We start from the raw sequence: 19,309 nt of genomic DNA on the forward strand, positions 1-19,309 counted from the left end.
GGAAGTAAACAGTATGTGGCGCCAGTTTTATCGATCAGTCAGCAATCCCGAGAGCTTTCTGGGGGATGTCAGTATTCGGCGCCTGATGGGCCTGGCCGCACCGGGGGAAACCGGTGCGGAAGGTCTGTCCGGGGTGCGGGTGCAGATCGAGCTCTGGCGTGACGAGCAGGCCCGGGTTTACCGCGAACTGGCCAGCCAGGCCGCGGAACTGGGCAACCAACGGGAATTCGCCGAGGCCCTGCTGGCGCACTCGGCGCCATTGGCCTCGGTGCTGGGCTGCTGGTTGCAAGGCATGAGCGCCCCCGGGGTCTTCGAGGACAGCGCGCAGCTCAGGCTCATGGAGTTGCTGGCCCACGACGTGGGCGTCGGGCGGCCCCTGGCATCGCGCGCCGATCACTTCAAATCGCTGTTGGTACAGTCGGGGCTGACCGCCTATGCGGTTTCGCCGTTCGAACTTTCCACGCTTCCCGACCTGCCTGACGAACTGTTCGAATTACCCGCATTGCTGCAAGCGGTCAGCCGCCGCAGCGATGCCTTTGGCGACACCCTGTGCGGCATCGATTATGCCTGGCGTGCCCTGGGCCTGAGCCCATGGTGGTCCGTGCTGGATGCGCAGCAACTGGACGTCCGCCGGCTCGACCTGAACCAGCTGGATGAAAGCGCGGGCGACAGTTCGGCGCTGGAAATCTCCCAGTGGGTCTGCGAGCAGGTCGCCAGCCAGGGCAGCCTTCGCCGCCTGCAACTGGAGGCGGGCGCCCAATGGTTGTTCGCGGCCCTGAAAACCTTCAACGAACGATTGCTGGCGCACTGCCGGGCCGCGGTATCGCCCGAGCGCCTGATGGGCAAGATGATCCAGCGCATGGCCCGGGCCGGCGCGGTCTATCACCAGGATTACAAGATGGAAGGCCGCAGCCTGGCGCAGTGGCTGCGTGAGGCCCAGGTCGACCCCGTGCCGCTGCTGGAAATGCTTTCGCGCAGCCGCCTGATCGTGCCAGGCAATGCCGAGAAGAGCCTGCTGGTCAATACCCTGGTCGCGCCGAACGGGCGCATGTTCCGGATTTTCAGCGAGGCCGACCTGAGCGTCATCCGCAAGTGGATCGATGGCCTGTCCGGTCCGATCCAGCGCGCGGAAGCTGCCGAAGCACCGGCGCCAACCCCTTGCAATGCAGTGGTTCGGCAGGTGCTGGGCGAGGATATTCAAGAGCAGGGCCAGTGGCCCAAGAGCTTGCGCGAGGCCTATTTCGTCTTGCAGGGCAGGGCGCTGGCGCCGCGCACCCAGGCTTTTGCCCAGGCTTATGTGACCCGTTGGCTGGAACAGTCGCGGCGCTCGCTGCAAAGCTCCGAACGCACTTTGCCTGAAGCCTGGAATGTCGGCGTCTTGCGCGAATGGTTGCTGGACAAGCACGACCGCCACGGCCAGGAGTTCGAAGAAAGCGACCCGGCGGCCATGCCGTCGCGCGAAGAAATCGTCGACTCCACCCTGCAACTGGCACCGCTGACCCTGATCGACGGCGCCTGGCTCCAGGGTTTCACCGACCTGACGCTGGCCTCGTCCCATGTCGGTTACGCGCTGTTCCAGACCTATTGGGATGAGCTGGGTAACGGCTCCTATGCGTTGAACCATCCGAAAATCTACCGCGACGGCCTGCGCCAGATGGGCCTGGAGCTGGCGCCCACCGGTGCCCGCGAGTTCGCCGAGGATGAGCGGCTGCGCGAGGCGTCGTTCCGCTTGCCGGTCTACTGGCTGTGCCTGGGCAAGTTGCCGGTGACCTTCATGCCGGAAATCCTCGGCATGAACCTGGCGATGGAGCTGTCGGGGGTGGGCGGCAGCTATCGCTCGGCCCGGCGCTTCCTCAGGCACTACGGCTTCAGCACCGCGTTCGTCGATCTGCACAACACCATCGATAACGTCTCCACCGGGCATTCGGCCTGGGCGGTGGACGCCATCGACGCCTACATGCGCCAGGTCGCCGCCTCGAAACCGGCGGAACTGGCAGAACACTGGCAGCGGGTCCGCGTCGGCTACGAGTCCCTGGCACCGCAGCCGGACCGCCTGACGTCCTGGTTGCAACGCCTGGGCATCGGCTCTGCGGGCGCGGTGCTGCCCCGGAGCAAGACGCGGGGCGAGGATCAGGCGCTGCTCCATCACGAACCTATTGTCCCTGCCGCGCCGCTGGGCGTAACGGCCTGAACATCAAGGAGTGTTTATGTCTCTGGTCAATGTGCACAACGAGTGGGATCCGCTGGAAGAGATGATCGTCGGCGTCGCCCAGGGCGCACAGGTGCCGCGACCTGATCGCGGGCTGTTCGCCCTGGATTACAGCGAGCAGCACGATTACATCGAGGAGATTCCATCCGGCCCCTATCCGCAGCAGGTCATCGAGGAGGCCAGCGAGGACCTGGACGCCTTTGCCGCCTTCCTGCGTTCCCACGGGGTCATAGTGCGGCGCCCGGACGTCACTGATCATCGCGCGGTATTCGGCACCCCAGCCTGGAAAACCGACGGCGAATACAACTATTGCCCGCGGGATGTGCTGCTGCCCATCGGCCAGACCATCATCGAGGCGCCGATGGCGCTGCGCAGCCGTTACCTGGAGCCGTTCGCCTATCGTCGCCACCTGGCCGAATACTTTGCCAGCGGCTCCAACTGGATCTCCGCGCCCAAGCCGCAGCTGCTGGACAGCACCTACCGGATCAACCCCAAGGACGGCTCGATCATTGCCAATGACGAGCCGATCTTCGACGCCGCCAACGTGATCCGCGTCGGCGAGGACATCCTCTATCTGGTTTCCCGCAGCGGCAACGAACTGGGCTGCCAGTGGTTGCAGCGGGTGCTGGGCGACCGTTACCGGGTGCACCCGGTGAGCGGCGTGTACGACGGTACGCACCTGGATACCACCATCACCGTGGTCCGCCCGGGGCTGGTGGTGCTGTGTCCGGAGCGGATCCGCAAGGACCAGGTGCCGGCGCTGTTCAAGAACTGGGACATCATCTGGGCACCGGAAATGGTCGACACCGGCTATTGCTGGTCCTACCCGCGCGCATCGATCTGGCAGGGCATGAACTTCATCATGGTCAACCCGGCGCTGGCGGTGATCAACGACCAGCAGGTGCCGCTGATTCGCGCCCTGGAGAAACACGGTATCGATGTGGCGCCGCTGAAAATGCGCCATGCCCGCAGCCTCAGTGGCGGCTTCCATTGCGTGTCGGTCGACATTCGTCGCCGCGGCACCCTTGAAGACTATCGTTGAGCGGAGCCTGGGGCATGCAGAATCTGGACTACTACGCCGTCATCCTGTTCGCGATTTCCACCTGCGTAACGCCGGGGCCGAACAACGTGATGCTGATGTCCTCCGGGGTCAACTTCGGCATCAGCCGCACCCTGCGCCACGTCGCGGGCATCAACATCGGCTTTCCACTGATGCTGATCGCGGTGGGGCTCGGCGCCGGCGCGGTATTCCATCGTTATCCCAGCCTGCACGACATCCTGCAGGTGGTCGGTGCCCTGTACATGCTGTACCTGGCCTACCGGATCGCCACCGCGCCCACGGTCGATCTCGACGACCAGGGCGGGCGCCCGCTGGGCTTCACCGGCGCCGCGCTGTTCCAGTGGGTCAACCCCAAGGCCTGGATCATGGCGGTGGGCGCGGTCCTGGCCTACACCACGCCGGTTGGTTCCTACAGTGCGCAGATCCTGCTGATCGCCTTGATCTTCTTTCTCTTCGGCTCGCCCTGTTCGATGGTCTGGGTGTTGTTCGGACGTTATTTGCGGCGCTTTCTCAGCGAGCCGAACCGGCTGCGGCTGTTCAATATTTCAATGAGTGTGTTGTTGGTGGTGTCGTTGATTCCGGCATTAAAAAGCCTGCCGGTCTCAAGTTGGTTGCACGGATGACGGACTGTGCACAGACACAGGGAATTTCCATGGATTGGCATGAAGCTATGAGGATGAGCGTTTAAATGGCTACTTACGTATTAGGGATTTCGGCGTTCTATCACGACAGCGCAGCAGCGCTGGTGAAGGACGGGGTGCCGGTGGCGGCGGCCCAGGAAGAGCGCTTCACGCGGGTGCGGCACGACGCGGCGTTTCCGGCCAATGCCATCAAGTACTGCCTGGACGCCGAGGGTATCGGCCTCGATGAGCTGACCGCGGTGGTCTACTACGAAGACCCGCAGGAAAAGTTCTCGCGGATGATTTCCTCCTTCGCCAGTGGCGGCATCAGCGGCGCGCGCACCTTCATCAGCACCATGCCGGAATGGATCCGCTGGAAGCTCAATGTGCTCAAGTTCATCGACGAGAAGCTCGAGGAACTGGGACGTGGTACCGGCCCGCTCACCATCGCCTCGCAGCACCACCGTTCCCATGCCGCGGCGGCGTTTTTCCCGTCGCCGTTCGAGCAGGCGGCGGTGCTGTGCATCGACGGCATCGGCGAATGGCATTCGACCACGATCTGGAAGGGCGACGGTTCCAAGCTCGACCTGATGAACTCGATTTCCTATCCGCACTCGGTCGGCCTGTTCTACTCGGCGTTCACCTATTACTGCGGCTTCAAGGTCGACTCCGGCGAGTACAAGCTCATGGGCCTGGCACCCTACGGCCGGCCGATCTATGCCGACAAGATCCGCAAGGAACTGATCAACATCCGCGCCGACGGCTCCTTCACCCTGAACATGAAGTACTTCGAGTACCTGCGTGGCGAGCGCATGGTCGGCGAGGCGTTCGAGGAGCTGTTCGGCGGTCCGGTGCGCAAGCCGGAGAGCCCGATCACCCAGCGCGAATGCGACCTGGCGGCTTCGGTACAGCAGGTGACCGAGGAAGTGGTACTGGGGCTGGCCACCGCGGCCGTGCGGCAGACTGGCTACCGCAACCTGTGCCTGGCCGGTGGTGTGGCGCTCAACTGCGTGGCCAACGGTGTGCTCAGCCGTTCCGGACGTTTCGACGCGATCTGGATCCAGCCCGCGGCCGGCGACGCCGGTTGTGCCCTGGGGGCGGCCATGGACTATTCGGTCAAGCGCACCGGGCGCCCGCACCTGGGCAGCAAGAAGCTCGACGCCATGAGCGGCAGCCTGTTGGGGCCGGGCTTTGGCGATGAAGAGATCCAGGCGTTTCTCGACGCCAACCAGTATCCGTACCGGCGCTTCGAGGGTGCCGAGCTGTATGACGAAACCGCGCGGCACCTGGCCGACGGCGCCGTGGTCGGCTGGTTCCAGGGACGCATGGAGTTCGGCCCGCGAGCCCTGGGCGCGCGCTCGATCCTCGGCGATCCACGCAATCCCGAGATGCAGCGCACCATGAACCTGAAGATCAAGTACCGCGAATCCTTCCGGCCCTTTGCCCCGGCGGTGCTGGACGAGGACGCCCAGGTCTACTTCGACATCTGCGAGAAGAGCCCGTACATGTTGATGGTTTCGCAGGTCACCGACTCGATCAAGACCGAGGAATCGCGCAAGCCGGGTGGCCCTGAGCGTGGCCTGGGCAGCATCAATTCGATCCGCTCGCAGTTGCCGGCGGTGACCCACGTCGACCTGTCGGCACGGGTGCAGACGGTGACCGAAGAAAACAACGCGCCGTTCACCCATCTGCTGCGCAGTTTCAAGAAGCGCACCGGCTGCTCGGTGCTGGTCAACACCTCGTTCAACGTGCGCGGCGAGCCGATCGTGTGCAAGCCGGAAGAAGCCTACGCCTGCTTCATGCGCACCGAGATGGATGTGCTGGTACTGGGCAACTTCATTCTCGAGCGCACGACCCAGCCGGAGTTCGTCGAAGAGGTCGACTGGCGCAACGAGATCCCGCTGGACTGATCGCTCACTCACTTTTTATTCAGGAGACAAGGCCATGCTCAGGTTGCTTTCGTTGTTGATGTTCGCTGTGGTGTTGCTACCGATCGGCTGGGCGCGCCGGATATTCAATTCCTCGCGCTTCAGCCAGCGTTTCCATCAAGGCTCGACGGCGTGGGACCACCCGGAAAACACCCGTTAGGCCGCATAACTGCAAGGGCTCGGATCCATGTCAACGGTCATCTACAAGAACTTGAATGCCTCACCGATTCTCGCCGTCAATGGCGCTGGGGTCTGGCTTGAGGATGCCTCGGGCAAACGCTACCTCGACACGTGTGGCGGGGTGGCCGTTTCCAGCCTGGGACATGGACACCCACGGATCGCCGCGGCCATCGAGCAGCAGGCGAAAAAGCTCAGTTGGGCCCATGCCGGCAGCTTCACCACAGCCGCTGCCGAGGAGTTGGCGGACCTGTTGGTGGGGGCCTCCGGCGGGTTGGCCAAGGCGCAGTTTCTCTCCGGCGGCTCCGAGGTCATGGAGCTGGCGATGAAAATTGCCTACCAGTATCAGTGCGAGCGCGGGCTGCCGGGCAAATCGATCTTTATCTCGCGGCAACAGAGCTACCACGGCAGCACCCTGGGGACCCTGTCGATTTCCGGCAACCTTCAGCGTCGCGGAGTATTCGAGCCGTTGCTGGGAGCCGCCGAATTCGTCTCACCCTGTTATGCCTATCGCCATCAGGGCGCCGATGAAAGTGACGAGCAGTACGGGACGCGGCTGGCGCTGGAACTGGACGAAAAAATCCGGGCACTGGGCAGCGACAGGGTCGCGGCGTTTTTCGCCGAGACCGTGGTCGGCTCCACCAACGGCGCGGTGCCGCCGGTGCCGGGTTACTTCCGCAAGATCAAGGCGGTGTGCGAGCGCCACGACGTGCTGTTGATCCTCGACGAGGTGATGGCCGGCATGGGCCGCACCGGCAGGTTCTTCGCCTACGAAGACGACGGCATCGTGCCGGACATGGTCGCGGTCGGCAAAGGCCTGGCGGCCGGTTACCAGCCGATCTCGGCGTTGCTGGTCAGCAGCCAGGTGCACGAGGCCATGGCGGGCAACTCCGGGGTGCTGGGCAACGGCCAGACCCACGTCAACCATCCGCTGGCCTGCGCCGTTGCGCTGGAGGTGCAGCGGGTCATCGAGGACGAGAACCTGCTGCAGGCCGTGCGCCTGCGCGGCGAGCAACTGCGCCACGGCCTGCGCGAGTGCCTGGCGCGCTTCGAGCATGTCGGCGATGTGCGTGGGCGCGGGCTGTTCGTCGGCGTGGAGTTCGTTCAGGACCGCGACACCCGCGAGCCCTATCGCGGTGGCGGCCGTTACGCCGCGAACCTCAAGGCGCAGGCGCTGGAACAGGGGCTGCTGATTTATCCGGGCAGCGGAACCGCCGACGGTGTTCACGGTAACCACGTGCTGTTCGCGCCGCCGTTCATCTCCAGCGAGGCGGAAATCGCCGAAATGGTCGAGCGCTTCACGGCGGTGGTCGAGGCCTGCCAGCAGGGTTAGCGGGAGGGTGGACCGGGGGTGTTTTCGAAATGTACCAACAGCCAATAGTGGAAAAGACTATGCAGACCATCGAACCATGCAAGGACAAAGTTCTATTGTCGGTGTGCACCATGGACTGGTGCGATCACGGCGTTGAATTCGCCAAGACGGTTTTTTCCAACCTGGAAGTGTTCTGTTGGGACCCGGGCGACCCCTATCCGTATCACCTGGAGGACTGGGAAGGCGACTGGATCATTTCCTATCGTGGCGACTTCATCTTTCCGCCGAGCATCTATCAGCGGGCCCGCAAGGGCGCGATCAACCTGCACCCGGCGCCGCCCAAGTACCGCGGCCTGGGCAGCCAGCACTACGCGATCTACTACCAGGATGAAACCTACGGTTCGACCTGCCATCACCTGGCACCCTCGGTGGACAGCGGCGACATCATCCATGTTGCGCGTTTCAACATCGCCCCGGCGGAAACCGCGTCTTCGCTGCGCCTGCATGTCGGCGCCTATTGCCTGCAGCAGTTCATCCACCTGTTGACCGACTACATCCTGCAAGGCCGTCCGCTGCCGGTTTCGCCCGAGCGCTGGGGCGAGCGGCTGTACAAGCAATCCGAACTCAAACCCTGGATGGAAAAGATCCGGGCCGAAGAACCCGATCATCGCTGCTTCAAGTAGCGAGGAGGGATGCCGGCCCGCGCGGGGCGGCATCCCGGTTGGTAAACCCTGCTCCCGCGACTTCTACGAGAGACCGTCAAATGTTTGATTTATCGAGCTTTGGTGCTGCTATGGCCGTTTATGTCATCGGAACCGCCAGCCCTGGCCCGGGTAACCTGGCGATTGCCAACACCTCGCTCAGCTACGGGCGTACCCCGGGGCTGGCGCTGGCGGCCGGGGTCATTTCCGGTTCGTTGTGCTGGGGCGCGATGACGGCCGCGGGCGTCTCGGCCTTGCTGATGTCCAACACCCAGGTGCTGGTCTGGCTGAAGATTCTCGGCGCCTGCTATCTGTTGTGGCTGGCCTATAAATCCATCCGCGGGGCCCTGAGCTCGAGCGCGGTCAACCTCAACCGCGCCCGGGCCAAACAGAGCCGCACGCTGGGGTTCTACCTGCAAGGGCTGGGCATCCACCTGACCAATCCCAAGGCGGCCCTGACCTGGTTCACCGTGACCACCGTCGGCCTCAGCGCCACGGCGCCATCCTGGGCCAGCTTCGTGCTGGTGGGCAGCTGTGCGGTCGCCGGTTTCGTGATTTTCTGCGCCTATGCCCTGGCCTTTTCCGCGCGTTCGGCGGAGCCGTTTTTCGTCCGCACGCGCAAGGCTTTCGGCCTGGTCTGCGGCGCGTTCTACGCGATGGTCGCCGCGGGCTTCATCGGGTCCTTGCTGTAAGCGTGGATAAGCCTCGTCCGTGGCGATCGCCGGGGCGAAAACAATGACTCAGCGCTCTGTTCGGAGCATGTACTTCTCAGGATGACTGTATGCCGTTGTCGATCGACTTGTTGTTGGCTTTCGCCTTGTTTGCCTTTGTCACCTCGGTAACCCCCGGACCGAACAACACCATGCTGCTGGCCTCGGGCGTGAATTTCGGATTCCGCCGCACGGTGCCGCATATCCTCGGGATCAGTTCGGGGTTCCTGGTGCTGGTGCTGGCCGTCGGCCTGGGCCTGGGCGCCGTGTTCGAGGCCTACCCGGTGCTGTACAAGGTGCTGCGCTACGTCGGTGCGGCCTATCTGCTGTACCTGGCCTGGAACATCGCCCGTTCCGGGCCGGTGTCCCAGGAAGTCGACGGCAAGGGCCGGCCGTTGGGGTTCTGGGGCGCCGCGGCGTTCCAGTGGGTCAACCCCAAGGCCTGGGTCATGGCGCTGGGGGCCATCAGCACCTACACGCCGTTGCAGGGCTACTTTTTCAACGTGGTGGTGATCGCCAGCCTGTTTGCCTTGATCAACGCACCGAGCGTCGGAGTCTGGGCCGGGTTCGGCAGCGTGCTGCGCAATGTCCTGCGCGACCCGCGCTGGCTGCGCCTGTTCAACTACGGCATGGCGTTGCTGCTGGTGATTTCGCTGTTCCCGCTGCTGCAAGCCTGAGGGGCTCTCGCAGGGCGTTATGCCGCCACCCGCCGCCACCGGCGCGTGGCGGTTTTTTTTGCCCGCTCATTACCCCTGGGCGACAGCCGCCACGCCGGGTTCGTGGCGAGTCAGGCGGCACCATTTGTGCCAGGTGAATTGCAGTTGCAGCAGCGCCGCCCTGGCCATTTCCAGATCCTGTTCCGGCAGTTGCGGCGCCTGTTCCAGGGCCTTGAGCAGGGCGACGGTCGGGGCGTCCAGTCGATCGCTGCGGCGTGGCGTCGGTCCGCCTGACTTGAGCAGCGTGGCGATGCTTTGCAGGTAGTGCCCGCGTTCCACGGCCAGGGCGCCGGTCGCCGCACCCAGGCTGGCGCGCAGTTGCAGCAGTTCGTCGCCCAGGTCGAGCCCGAGCAGGCCGTTGTCCCAGTGCTGGCGGCGTTCCTGGGGCAGGCTTTCGGAGTAGCGCGCCAGGCGGATCAAGCGGTCGGCCATGCGCCCGCCGAACCAGCTCTCGGCTTGCTCCAGCGGGCGCGAGGTGAGTTGCGCCAGGTCGAACAGCGAGGCGCGGAACATCCGCCGATAGTGATGTTCGCCGGGGTTGAGGCTGACCAGGCGGAACACCAGGACCGCGATGCCGACGCCAACCAGGGTGGCCATGGCCTTGTTGAGGAAGTTGGCCAGGTCGTAGGTCATCAGGTTGCTGGGGCCGACGTTGTTGATGAAAAAGATGCAGAACGCCGAGGCGATCGGCGCCATCCGCGGCTTGCTCATGCACAGCGAGGCGCAAAACAGCGGCACCCCCAGGCCCACGCACAGCAGCGGGAAACCGTCCCAGCCAGACAGCAATCCAAGGCCGACGAAGCCGGCGACCGGCACCGACAGGGCGATGCCCTTGAGAAAGTTGAGGCTGGAGGCAGAAGGGTTTTCCCGGCCGGCGAACAGGCTCAGCACCACCCCGCAGATCGATACCGCGCCCAGGCCGGAAGGCCAGGCCGAGATTACCCAGAAGCCGGCCACGGCGAGAAACGCCAGGGCGCTGCGCAGGCCGCCGAGAATGCCTTGCTCGATATCGCGGTGCCAGGACAGGGCGCCAGGCGCGCCATGGGGCACTCGGGCTTGCTCGACGGCCTGCAGGGTTTGCGCGCTGCGTTCGAGCAGCACCGGCACTTGTGCCAGTTGCATCAGGCACAGATGCGTGTCCTGCGACAGGCTGCGGTCCTGCAGCGCCTCTTGAAGGCTTGCCGAAACTTGGGCGATGTCTTGCTCGTGGCTGTGCTCCAGGGCCGTGGCCAGCTGTTCGATCAGGGGAGCCACGCTGGCATTCGCCGTGCTGTCGAGCATCAGCCGCTGACGGGCCACGCCACGGGCCGCACGCAGCAGGCTCAGCAAGTCGCGACTGAGGACGCGCAGGGCTTGGGAACGTCGACGGCCCTGAGGGCCTTCGAACCAGGCGTGATCGCGCTGGGCATCGACCGCCACCAGCTTGCCGAGGGCTTCCAGCAACCCCTTGCGCTGGTCCTGGCCGATCAGTTCGGAGGCCGCGGCGCGCATGCCGGCTTGCCACGCGAGCTTGCCCTGGGTGGCCAGCGCCTGTTCGACCCGGCGCGGCCAGAGCACGGTGCTGGCGATCGCCGCGCAGATGATCCCCAGGCTGATTTCCGAACAGCGGGCCACGGCCTGGTCGAACACCTGCAGCGGATGTGCGGTGGCGGGCAGGGCGATGATCGCCGCGGTGTAGCCGGCCAGCACGAAGCCGTAGGAGGCGTGATTGCGCAGCAGCGAGGCACCGGTGGTGCAGAAGGCCAGCCACAGCGCCATCGCCAGCAGAAACAGCAGGGGCGCCTGGCCGAACAGGCCGATCAGCACGATCGAGGCCACGGCCCCGCTAAAGGTGCCGAGCAGGCGGAACGCGCCCTTGGCCAGGACCATGCCGCTGCTGGGCTGGCTGACGATGAATACCGTGGTCAGGGCCCATTGCGGCTGCTCGAGGTTGAAGCGAAAGGCCAGGTACAAGGCAATGACGCCGGCGATCATGTTCCTGATGGCGAACAGCAGGTCATTGCGGCTGGGAGCCAGGACGGCCAACCAGAAATCGGGGATTCGCAGGGCGAGGCTTTTCATTGGCAAGGCACATAGATAGCTAGCTAATGATTAGCATCGTATCTACTTGCCTGGGAAATTCCAATGAGGATTTTTCCGGGGTCGGAGAAGGTACAGGTGGGGAGAGGAGGGGCGAAGAAAAGGGCCCTGCGCGGATGGCAGGGCCCTGGAGGAATCACTCGGCGATTTGCAGCTTGCGCGATTCGGTGTAGACGTAGCGAACTTTCTCGTATTCGAACGGCGAGTCCAGCTGGCCATAGCGGAAGCCGGTCTGGTAGCGCTTGTCGATCGCGCGCAGGACCCAGAGTTCCGGGTGATTCGAGCTGACCTCGGACACGTTGAGGAAGTTGATCGCCGACTCGGTGGTGTAATCCACGGTCAATCCGGCGGTATCGCGAAGGTTCGAGGGCCCGAGGATCGGCAGGACGAAATAGGCGCCGCCCGGCACGCCGTAGAAGCCCAGGGTCTGGCCGAAGTCTTCGCTCTGGCGTGGCAGGCCCATGCGGGTGGCGGGGTCCCAGAGACCGCCGATACCGAGGGTGGTGTTGACCAGCAGGCGGGCGGTGGTGTTCAGCGAGCGCTGGCCCTTGAACTGCAGCAGGCTGTTGACCAGGTTCGGCACGTCGCCCAGGTTGTTGAAGAAGTTGCTCACACCGGTGCGCAGGAAACTCGGGGTGATGTAGCGGTAACCGTCGACCACCGGCAGGAACACCCACTGATCGAAGCGGTAGTTGAAGTGGTATACCCGGCGGTTCCACGACTCCAGCGGGTCGTAGACGTTCAGCGCGTTGAGGGTCGAGCGCTCGAACTCGCGCTGGTCCAGGCCCGGGTTGAACTTGAGTTGCTTGAGCGGTTGGGTGAAGCCGTCCCCGTCCGCGACCACGGGTGTCGCGGTCTGGCCGTCGTCGGCATTGGCATAGCCTGCGCAGAACAACGCAGCGATGAGCAGGAGATGTTTAGCCACGGAAGAACTCCAGCATGGCGTCGCTGTTGACGCGGTAGTTGAGGTTGCCGCAATGGCCGCCATGGGGGTAGACCGTCAGCCGGTCGCCAAAGGTCTTGCGCAGGAACCCCAGGTCGCCCGGGCCGAGGATCACGTCGTCGGCGTTGTGCATCACGGCGATTTTCGGGCTGTCCTGCAGGTAATCCTTGAGTGCGTACAGGCTCACCTGGTCGATCAGTTGCAGCACGCTGCCGCCGTCGGTGCGGGCGCGCCACATCGGAATCACCTGCTCGGTGAGGTAGCAGTCGAAGTCGCATTGCAGGGCGCGCTTGAGGAACGGCGTGAGGTTGGTGCCTTCGCTGATCGGGTACTTGGGCGGGGTGATCAGGCCGCGGCGGTTGATCAGGTCCGAGGTGAACGCGATGTCGGCGGCGGAGAAGCGGAACGAGGTGCCGATCAGCATCGCCATCTGCTCGTTGCTCAGGTGCTGCTTGGACTGCTGGAAGTCGTAGAGCAGGGCATCGTTGAGGTCGATGTAGCCCTTCTGCTGGAAGTAGCGGGTCAGCTTGTTCAGTACCAGCTCGTAGAAGGTGGTGGTGTTATTGATACCCTTGACCTCGGTTTGCACCAGCTTGTCGAGGTTGGTGATGGAGGTATAGAGGTTGACCGGTGGGTTGAGCAGCAGGACTTTCTTGAAGTTGAAGCTGCGCCGGGTTTCGTCCAGCTTGCTGACGAAGGCCGCATCCAGGGCGCCGAGGCTGTAGCCGGTGAGGTAGAAGTCGGTGACCGGCAGTTTCGGGTTCTGCGCGCGCACCGCCTGCATCACGCGGTATAGGTCTTCGGCGTCTTCCTTGGTCACGCCGGGGGTGGCGAACCGCGAGGCGGCGCTGATGAAGTCGAAGCTGGTGGGCGAGGACAGCTGCACCACATGGTAGCCGGCCTGGTAATAGAGCTTCTTCAGGTACTCGTTGAGGCTGCTGTCATAGCGCGCGCCGGTGCCGGCGATGAGGAAGATCAGCGGCGCGGCATGGTCCTGCTCGGCGATGCGGTAGGTGAGCTTCTTCACGGCCCAGAAGTTGTCCGGCAGGATGAACTCGCGCTCGGGGCGCAAGGTCAGGCTGCGGTCCGCCTGATTGATGTCGTCGTCACTCGGCAGCTTCGGACGCAGGTCCGGCGGAGTGGTGGCAATGGTCGCCTCGAACGGATTGGTCAAGGGGTAGCCATAGCTGGCGGCATCGATGTCGACCGCGAGCGCGGACGCACTCGAAATAAGGCCGCCAAACAGGGCAGCGAAGCGCAAGGAACGGAGCATGACTAAATCCCTGTAGAGGAAGGTGCCGGGTGAAGTTCGCAGGCTATGACCACCGGGTTGCTGCCGAAGTGCCATGGCACGGCACAAAAAACGATCAAGGCAGGGCAAAGCCGGATCGGCGGTAATAGTTGCCAGACGATACACTTTGCCGCTGTTTGCTGAACAGTTATCTGTGTAACAAGCTTGCTTACCGGCCTCGGGAGATTATGCTGGGCGCCGTTTTCGCTTATCGGAGTGCTTCATGTCCCGCCGTCTTCCCCTGATTCTGCTGCTTGTTGTCCTGCCGTTGTGGCTGGCCGCCAGTTATGGCGTGCGCTATGGCTTCATGGAGGATGCTCGATGGGTCGGCGTCTGTGTCGACGAGGCTAGCCGCTGGGAGTGCCAGGCGCGCTCCAGCCTGGGGTTGTTGATCCACTTCAAGGTCATGGGCTGGGTGGCGCTGGCGGCGTCCCTGATCGCCTTCGTGGTGCCGGGCCGTTCCGGCTGGGGCCTGGCGGTGCTGGCGCTGCTGTTCGGCTTCCCGGCGCTGGCGCTCTACAACACCAGCCTGGCGGTGTTTGCCATCGTGATCGGTGCCTTGCGACTGGTAAGGGCGCCTCGCGCGGTGGCGTGAGGCGAATCGCCGGTAATAAAAAAGGGATGACCATGGTCATCCCTTTTTTCTATCAGGCTTTGCGAGCCCGCAAGCTGCGCCACAGGGCGGCGACCATCAGCACGCTGACCAGGGCCCAGCCCCAGGCTTGTTGGTTTTCCAGGCCTTCGCGATACAGCTGGGGGGCGATGCCGGCGCCGACGATAAAGGTCAGCAGGGCGATTTCGCGACGCGGCACTCGCACCGGGCGGCACAGGTAGACCAGGGCCGGCAGAAGCAGGGCGGCGCTGGGGAAGCTGCGATAACGCGGGTCGAACACCAGCTCCAGCATCATCACCGCGGCGGCGAAACCGGCGGCGGCGAGCAGCCAGCCGGCACGTTTTTCCAGGCCGTTGAAAGCGTGCTGGCGCCAGCCGGCGCGGGTGCTCAGGCTCAGTGCCGCGTGGGCCAGTACCAGCAGGTTCAGGGCCAGTAGCAGGCCCGCCCAGAACCATTCCCCGGCAAAGCGGCTGGTGACCCGCGCCAGCTCGCCCCAGGCGCCGATGGAGCAGGCGGCCAGGGCGCCGAGCAGTGGCAGGGTCAGCGCCGCGCGGGTACCGCGGACCCGGCCACCGAGGATCAGCGTGGCAACGAAGATCGCCCCGCCCACGCCCAGCCACAATGGCCAGTAAGGCAGGTTCGACACCGGCCCGGCGAGTACGCCCTTGTCCTGGCGATCGGCATCGAACAGCCCCCAGTAACCGCCGACCGCACCTTCGCTGGCGCGCTTCCACGGCTGGTCGAAGGCTTCGATCAGGTTGTAATGCCAGCCATTCTGTTCGGCCATGACCACAAAACCACGGATGAACTTGGCCTCGTTGACCCGGCTCGGCAGGGCGGTTTCACGCTGGCGGCCTTCGCTGGGCCAGCCGGTCTCGCCAATCATCACGTCCTTGGGCGCGAACTTGTTGCCGAACACCTGGCGCACCTGCGCCACATGGTTCAGCGCGGCATCGATGTTGGACGGATCGTCTTCCCAGTAGGGCAGCAGGTGGATGGTCAGGAAGTCCACCACCGGCGCGATTTCCGGGTGCTTGAGCCAGAACTCCCAGACGTCTGCGTAAGTGACCGGCTGCTTGACGTGAGCCTTGACCTTGTTGATCAGCCTGGCCAGTTGCGGGCCGGTGACTTCCTTGCGCAGCAGGGCTTCGTTGCCGACGATCACCGAGCTCACTACGTCCGGATTGGCATTGGCCGAGGCGATCAGCAGGTCGACCTCTTTTTCGGTGTCCACCGGATTGCTGTTGACCCAGGCGCCGATCATCAGCTTCAGGCCGTGCTTGCGCGCCAGGTCCGGCAGGGCTTCGAGGCCGGTCATGGAGTAGGTGCGGATGCACTCGAAGCGGGTCGCCAGCAGCGCCAGGTCGGCGTCCATGCGCTCCGGGCGCAACTTGAACGGCTGGTCGAAGGGCGACTGGTCCTTGTCGAACGGGGTGTAGGACGCGCATTGCAGCTTGTGGCTGGCGCTGGCGACATCCGGCAGCACCACCGGCTGGCCGAGGCCGTACCAGAAACCGCAGAGCGCAAAGACTCCCAGCAGGCAGGCGAATAGATAGGGCAGGAGCGGGAAGCGGGCAATCGAGGGCATGGTCAGGCCGTCAGGAAACAAAGCCGGGCATCTTACCCGGATTTGCCGCTGCCCAGGTGGCCTGCATGATTTTGACATGCAAAGTTCGGGCGGGATTGGGCGACTGTTTTGGGCATGCCCTGATTACTGGCGAACTGGTGTCGTTGCTGAATGTCTTGAGGTCGCAGTCAGAGCAGGTCGCCTTTGGCGTCAGGTTGATGATCGACGCGTCAGGGCTCTCATAGGGCAATCGCGCTGATGTTCGAGCAAGTTGGTGGGGCGTGATGAGGGCGCTGTGCACCATAACAACAGGTTGACGCGGCTCGGCATCCGTCGGGCGCAGCACTTTCGGGGAAGTAACGATGAAGATGCGACGACTCTTGGGCGCAGGTGCCGGTCTGGTACTTGCGATCAGCTCTACCCTGGCCAGCGCCGACAGCAAAACCCTGAGCATCGGCTATGTCGACGGTTGGTCGGACAGTGTGGCGACCACCTATGTAGCGTCTGAGGTGATCAAGCAGAAACTCGGTTATGACGTGAAGTTGCAGGCGGTGGCGACCGGGATCATGTGGCAGGGCGTGGCCACCGGCAAGCTGGACGCCATGCTGTCGGCCTGGCTGCCGGTGACCCATGGCGAGTACTGGACCAAGAACAAGGACAAGGTGGTCGACTACGGCCCCAACTTCAAGGACGCGAAAATCGGCCTGATCGTGCCGGAGTACGTCAAGGCCAAGAGCATTGCCGATCTGAAGGGTGACACCACCTTCAAGAACAAGATCGTTGGTATCGATGCCGGCTCGGGCGTGATGCTCAAGACCGACCAGGCCATCAAGGACTATGGTCTGGACTACAAACTGCAAGCCAGCTCGGGCGCGGCAATGATTGCCGAGCTGACCCGCGCGGAAGAGAAGAACGAATCCATCGCGGTCACCGGCTGGGTGCCGCACTGGATGTTCGCCAAGTGGAAGCTGCGCTTCCTGGACGATCCGAAAGGTGTTTACGGTGCCGCTGAAACCGTCAACAGCATCGGCAGCAAAGGCCTGGAGAAGAAAGCGCCGGAGGTTGCGGCCTTCCTGAAGAAGTTCCAGTGGGCTTCCAAGGATGAAATCGGTGAGGTGATGCTGGCAATTCAAGAGGGCGCCAAGCCGGAAGCAGCGGCCAAGGACTGGGTGGCCAAGCACCCTGAGCGCGTTGCCGAATGGACCGCTAACTGACCGGGAAGCGTCTAGGTCGCAGGTCTCGAGGCCGCCGGGTGTTTGCACCCGGCGGCCTTTTGTTTTGCCCGGCGCAAAAGCCTGTGTCAGGGGTACTGTCGTTCTAATACTAAGGTCGTCTGGAATCAGCTCCAGAGCTGCATAGAGTGGACTACGTTCCAACTAAAATCTGTGCTGCGAGGATAAAAACAATGAACGACAGCATTTACCTCTCGATTCAAAACAGCTCGCGTTTCAAGGAGCTGGTCAGCAAGCGCGAACGATTCGCCTGGATACTGTCGGCGATCATGCTCGGGCTTTATTCGGGCTTCATCCTGCTGATTGCCTACGGACCCCATGTGCTGGGGGCAAAACTCAGTCCTGAATCATCCATCACCTGGGGCATTCCCATTGGTGTCGGGTTGATTGTCGCGGCCTTTGTCCTGACCGGTATCTACGTGCGACGCGCCAATGGCGAATTCGACGACCTGAACAATGCGATTCTCAAGGAGGCTCAGCAATGATCCGGCGTCTATTGGCTTTTTTTAGCGTCGCGGCCTTTGCTCCAAGTCTCTGGGCGGCCGACGCCCTGACCGGCGAAGTGCATAAACAACCCCTCAATGTCTCTGCGATCATCATGTTTGTGCTGTTCGTCGGAGCCACCCTGTGCATTACCTACTGGGCCTCCAAGCGCAACAAGTCGGCGGCCGACTACTATGCCGCGGGGGGCAAGATCACCGGTTTCCAGAACGGCCTGGCGATTGCCGGTGACTACATGTCGGCGGCGTCCTTCCTGGGGATTTCCGCTCTGGTGTTCACCTCCGGCTACGATGGCCTGATCTATTCGATCGGCTTCCTGGTGGGCTGGCCGATCATTCTGTTCCTGATCGCCGAGCGCCTGCGCAACCTGGGCAAGTACACCTTCGCCGATGTGGCGTCCTATCGCCTCGGGCAGACCCAGATCCGCTCGCTGTCGGCCTGCGGCTCGCTGGTGGTGGTGGCGTTCTACCTGATCGCGCAAATGGTCGGTGCCGGCAAGCTGATCCAGCTGCTGTTCGGCCTCGATTACCATGTGGCGGTGATCCTGGTGGGTATCCTGATGGTGCTGTACGTGCTGTTCGGCGGCATGCTGGCGACCACCTGGGTACAGATCATCAAGGCGGTTCTGCTGCTGTCCGGTGCCTCGTTCATGGCGTTGATGGTCATGAAACATGTCAACTTCGACTTCAACATGCTGTTCTCCGAAGCCACCAAGGTTCACCCCAAAGGTGAAGCGATCATGAGCCCGGGCGGCCTGGTGAAGGATCCGATCTCGGCGTTCTCCCTGGGCCTGGCGCTGATGTTCGGTACCGCGGGCCTGCCGCACATCCTGATGCGCTTCTTCACCGTGAGCGACGCCAAGGAAGCGCGCAAGAGCGTGCTGTATGCCACCGGCTTCATCGGCTACTTCTACATCCTGACCTTCATCATCGGTTTTGGCGCGATCCTCCTGGTCAGCACCAACCCGGCGTTCAAGGACGCGGCGGGCGCTCTGCTCGGCGGCAACAACATGGCGGCGGTGCACCTGGCCAATGCCGTGGGCGGCAGCGTGTTCCTCGGCTTCATCTCGGCGGTGGCTTTCGCCACTATCCTGGCGGTGGTGGCTGGCCTGACCCTGGCCGGTGCCTCGGCGGTTTCCCACGACCTGTACGCCAGCGTGATCAAGAAGGGCAAGGCCAACGAGAAGGATGAGATCCGCGTCTCGAAGATCACCACCGTGTGCCTGGGTGTGCTGGCGATTGCCCTGGGCATCCTGTTCGAGAGCCAGAACATCGCGTTCATGGTCGGCCTGGCGTTCTCCATCGCGGCGAGCTGCAACTTCCCGGTACTGCTGCTTTCCATGTACTGGAAGAAGCTCACCACGCGCGGCGCCATGATTGGTGGCTGGCTGGGCCTGGTCAGTGCGGTGGGCCTGATGGTCCTCGGCCCGACCATCTGGGTGCAGATCATGGGGCATGAAAAAGCCATCTTCCCTTACGAGTACCCGGCGCTGTTCTCGATGATCATTGCCTTTATCGGGATCTGGTTCTTCTCCATCACCGACAAGTCCACTGCGGCTGACAATGAGCGGGCGCTGTTCTTCCCGCAGTTCGTACGCTCGCAGACCGGCCTGGGAGCCAGCGGGGCGGTATCGCACTAAGGCTTCTATAT

Annotated in this window: 17 protein-coding genes; 13 read left to right on the top strand and 4 right to left on the bottom strand. The window is 63.4% G+C overall.

The window, feature by feature from the left end; genetic code table 11:
- Window positions 1-13 precede the first annotated feature (13 nt).
- The 9 genes from BM019_RS09045 (at window position 14) to BM019_RS09080 (ending at window position 9,394) form a co-directional block, all read left to right on the top strand.
- Window positions 14-2,191, top strand: a complete 2,178-nt coding sequence (locus BM019_RS09045) for an iron-containing redox enzyme family protein (protein ID WP_092418087.1) — start codon at window positions 14-16, stop codon at window positions 2,189-2,191.
- Window positions 2,192-2,207: 16 nt separating this feature from the next.
- Window positions 2,208-3,251: an inosamine-phosphate amidinotransferase gene (locus tag BM019_RS09050; protein WP_009042780.1), complete on the top strand. Its 1,044-nt coding sequence runs from the start codon at window positions 2,208-2,210 to the stop codon at window positions 3,249-3,251.
- A gap of 14 nt (window positions 3,252-3,265) precedes the next feature.
- On the top strand, window positions 3,266-3,892 hold the full coding sequence (locus BM019_RS09055) for a LysE family translocator (RefSeq protein WP_007931461.1): 627 nt from the start codon (window positions 3,266-3,268) through the stop codon (window positions 3,890-3,892).
- 65 nt (window positions 3,893-3,957) lie between these two features.
- Entirely contained in the window at window positions 3,958-5,799 is a 1,842-nt protein-coding gene (locus BM019_RS09060; RefSeq protein WP_007931462.1) for a carbamoyltransferase family protein, read from the top strand.
- A gap of 34 nt (window positions 5,800-5,833) precedes the next feature.
- The gene (locus BM019_RS30755; protein ID WP_007931463.1) at window positions 5,834-5,977 is read left to right on the top strand and encodes a hypothetical protein; all 144 of its coding nucleotides are present in this window, start codon (window positions 5,834-5,836) and stop codon (window positions 5,975-5,977) included.
- A 27-nt stretch (window positions 5,978-6,004) separates the two neighbouring features.
- Window positions 6,005-7,327 (top strand): aspartate aminotransferase family protein, encoded by a 1,323-nt coding sequence (locus BM019_RS09065; RefSeq protein ID WP_092418088.1) that lies wholly within the window; start codon window positions 6,005-6,007, stop codon window positions 7,325-7,327.
- 59 nt (window positions 7,328-7,386) lie between these two features.
- Window positions 7,387-7,989, top strand: coding sequence for a formyltransferase family protein (locus BM019_RS09070; RefSeq protein ID WP_007931465.1), 603 nt, complete (start codon window positions 7,387-7,389; stop codon window positions 7,987-7,989).
- An 80-nt stretch (window positions 7,990-8,069) separates the two neighbouring features.
- Entirely contained in the window at window positions 8,070-8,699 is a 630-nt protein-coding gene (locus tag BM019_RS09075; protein WP_007931466.1) for a LysE family translocator, read from the top strand.
- An 89-nt stretch (window positions 8,700-8,788) separates the two neighbouring features.
- Entirely contained in the window at window positions 8,789-9,394 is a 606-nt protein-coding gene (locus BM019_RS09080; RefSeq protein ID WP_009042782.1) for a LysE family translocator, read from the top strand.
- A gap of 69 nt (window positions 9,395-9,463) precedes the next feature.
- Here BM019_RS09080 and BM019_RS09085 read toward each other — a convergent pair whose 3' ends face one another.
- The 3 genes from BM019_RS09085 to BM019_RS09095 all read right to left on the bottom strand — a co-directional run bounded on the left by BM019_RS09085 (window position 9,464) and on the right by BM019_RS09095 (window position 13,728).
- The gene (locus BM019_RS09085; RefSeq protein WP_092418089.1) at window positions 9,464-11,494 is read right to left on the bottom strand and encodes an FUSC family protein; all 2,031 of its coding nucleotides are present in this window, start codon (window positions 11,492-11,494) and stop codon (window positions 9,464-9,466) included.
- Window positions 11,495-11,648: 154 nt separating this feature from the next.
- Window positions 11,649-12,437 carry an MlaA family lipoprotein gene (locus BM019_RS09090; protein WP_092418090.1) on the bottom strand — a complete coding sequence of 263 codons (789 nt, stop codon included), beginning with the start codon at window positions 12,435-12,437 and terminating at the stop codon, window positions 11,649-11,651.
- Window positions 12,430-13,728, bottom strand: a complete 1,299-nt coding sequence (locus BM019_RS09095; protein WP_007931472.1) for a hypothetical protein — start codon at window positions 13,726-13,728, stop codon at window positions 12,430-12,432. The genes BM019_RS09090 and BM019_RS09095 overlap by 8 nt, the downstream gene beginning before the upstream one ends.
- A 241-nt stretch (window positions 13,729-13,969) precedes the next feature.
- Between BM019_RS09095 and BM019_RS09100 the strand changes: the two genes are divergently transcribed.
- Complete coding sequence (locus BM019_RS09100; RefSeq protein ID WP_092418091.1) at window positions 13,970-14,341, top strand: hypothetical protein; 372 nt, start codon at window positions 13,970-13,972, stop codon at window positions 14,339-14,341.
- A gap of 52 nt (window positions 14,342-14,393) precedes the next feature.
- Here the strand turns inward: BM019_RS09100 and BM019_RS09105 are convergent, their stop codons facing one another.
- Entirely contained in the window at window positions 14,394-15,947 is a 1,554-nt protein-coding gene (locus BM019_RS09105; protein ID WP_092418246.1) for a glycoside hydrolase family 17 protein, read from the bottom strand.
- Window positions 15,948-16,288: 341 nt separating this feature from the next.
- On the opposite strand from BM019_RS09105, the gene BM019_RS09110 reads away from it, so the two are divergent.
- The 3 genes from BM019_RS09110 (at window position 16,289) to BM019_RS09120 (ending at window position 19,298) form a co-directional block, all read left to right on the top strand.
- Window positions 16,289-17,140, top strand: a complete 852-nt coding sequence (locus BM019_RS09110; RefSeq protein WP_007931479.1) for a glycine betaine ABC transporter substrate-binding protein — start codon at window positions 16,289-16,291, stop codon at window positions 17,138-17,140.
- 191 nt (window positions 17,141-17,331) lie between these two features.
- The gene (locus BM019_RS09115) at window positions 17,332-17,643 is read left to right on the top strand and encodes a DUF485 domain-containing protein (protein ID WP_009042787.1); all 312 of its coding nucleotides are present in this window, start codon (window positions 17,332-17,334) and stop codon (window positions 17,641-17,643) included.
- On the top strand, window positions 17,640-19,298 hold the full coding sequence (locus tag BM019_RS09120) for a cation acetate symporter (protein ID WP_007931491.1): 1,659 nt from the start codon (window positions 17,640-17,642) through the stop codon (window positions 19,296-19,298). Before BM019_RS09115 ends, BM019_RS09120 begins: the two co-directional genes overlap by 4 nt.
- Window positions 19,299-19,309: the final 11 nt, after the last annotated feature.

Origin of the sequence: Pseudomonas sp. NFPP07 (assembly GCF_900115645.1) — a bacterium.
Lineage (GTDB): Bacteria > Pseudomonadota > Gammaproteobacteria > Pseudomonadales > Pseudomonadaceae > Aquipseudomonas > Aquipseudomonas chlororaphis.

Coding starts and splice junctions, on each gene's coding strand:
- BM019_RS09095 (WP_007931472.1), bottom strand. CDS start 13,728: ATGCTCCGTTCCTTGCGCTTCGCTGCCCTGTTTGGCGGCCTTATTTCG.
- BM019_RS09080 (WP_009042782.1), top strand. CDS start 8,789: ATGCCGTTGTCGATCGACTTGTTGTTGGCTTTCGCCTTGTTTGCCTTT.
- BM019_RS09105 (WP_092418246.1), bottom strand. CDS start 15,947: ATGCCCTCGATTGCCCGCTTCCCGCTCCTGCCCTATCTATTCGCCTGC.
- BM019_RS09065 (WP_092418088.1), top strand. CDS start 6,005: ATGTCAACGGTCATCTACAAGAACTTGAATGCCTCACCGATTCTCGCC.
- BM019_RS09060 (WP_007931462.1), top strand. CDS start 3,958: ATGGCTACTTACGTATTAGGGATTTCGGCGTTCTATCACGACAGCGCA.
- BM019_RS09110 (WP_007931479.1), top strand. CDS start 16,289: ATGAAGATGCGACGACTCTTGGGCGCAGGTGCCGGTCTGGTACTTGCG.
- BM019_RS30755 (WP_007931463.1), top strand. CDS start 5,834: ATGCTCAGGTTGCTTTCGTTGTTGATGTTCGCTGTGGTGTTGCTACCG.
- BM019_RS09045 (WP_092418087.1), top strand. CDS start 14: ATGTGGCGCCAGTTTTATCGATCAGTCAGCAATCCCGAGAGCTTTCTG.
- BM019_RS09115 (WP_009042787.1), top strand. CDS start 17,332: ATGAACGACAGCATTTACCTCTCGATTCAAAACAGCTCGCGTTTCAAG.
- BM019_RS09055 (WP_007931461.1), top strand. CDS start 3,266: ATGCAGAATCTGGACTACTACGCCGTCATCCTGTTCGCGATTTCCACC.
- BM019_RS09120 (WP_007931491.1), top strand. CDS start 17,640: ATGATCCGGCGTCTATTGGCTTTTTTTAGCGTCGCGGCCTTTGCTCCA.
- BM019_RS09085 (WP_092418089.1), bottom strand. CDS start 11,494: ATGAAAAGCCTCGCCCTGCGAATCCCCGATTTCTGGTTGGCCGTCCTG.
- BM019_RS09070 (WP_007931465.1), top strand. CDS start 7,387: ATGCAGACCATCGAACCATGCAAGGACAAAGTTCTATTGTCGGTGTGC.
- BM019_RS09075 (WP_007931466.1), top strand. CDS start 8,070: ATGTTTGATTTATCGAGCTTTGGTGCTGCTATGGCCGTTTATGTCATC.
- BM019_RS09050 (WP_009042780.1), top strand. CDS start 2,208: ATGTCTCTGGTCAATGTGCACAACGAGTGGGATCCGCTGGAAGAGATG.
- BM019_RS09100 (WP_092418091.1), top strand. CDS start 13,970: ATGTCCCGCCGTCTTCCCCTGATTCTGCTGCTTGTTGTCCTGCCGTTG.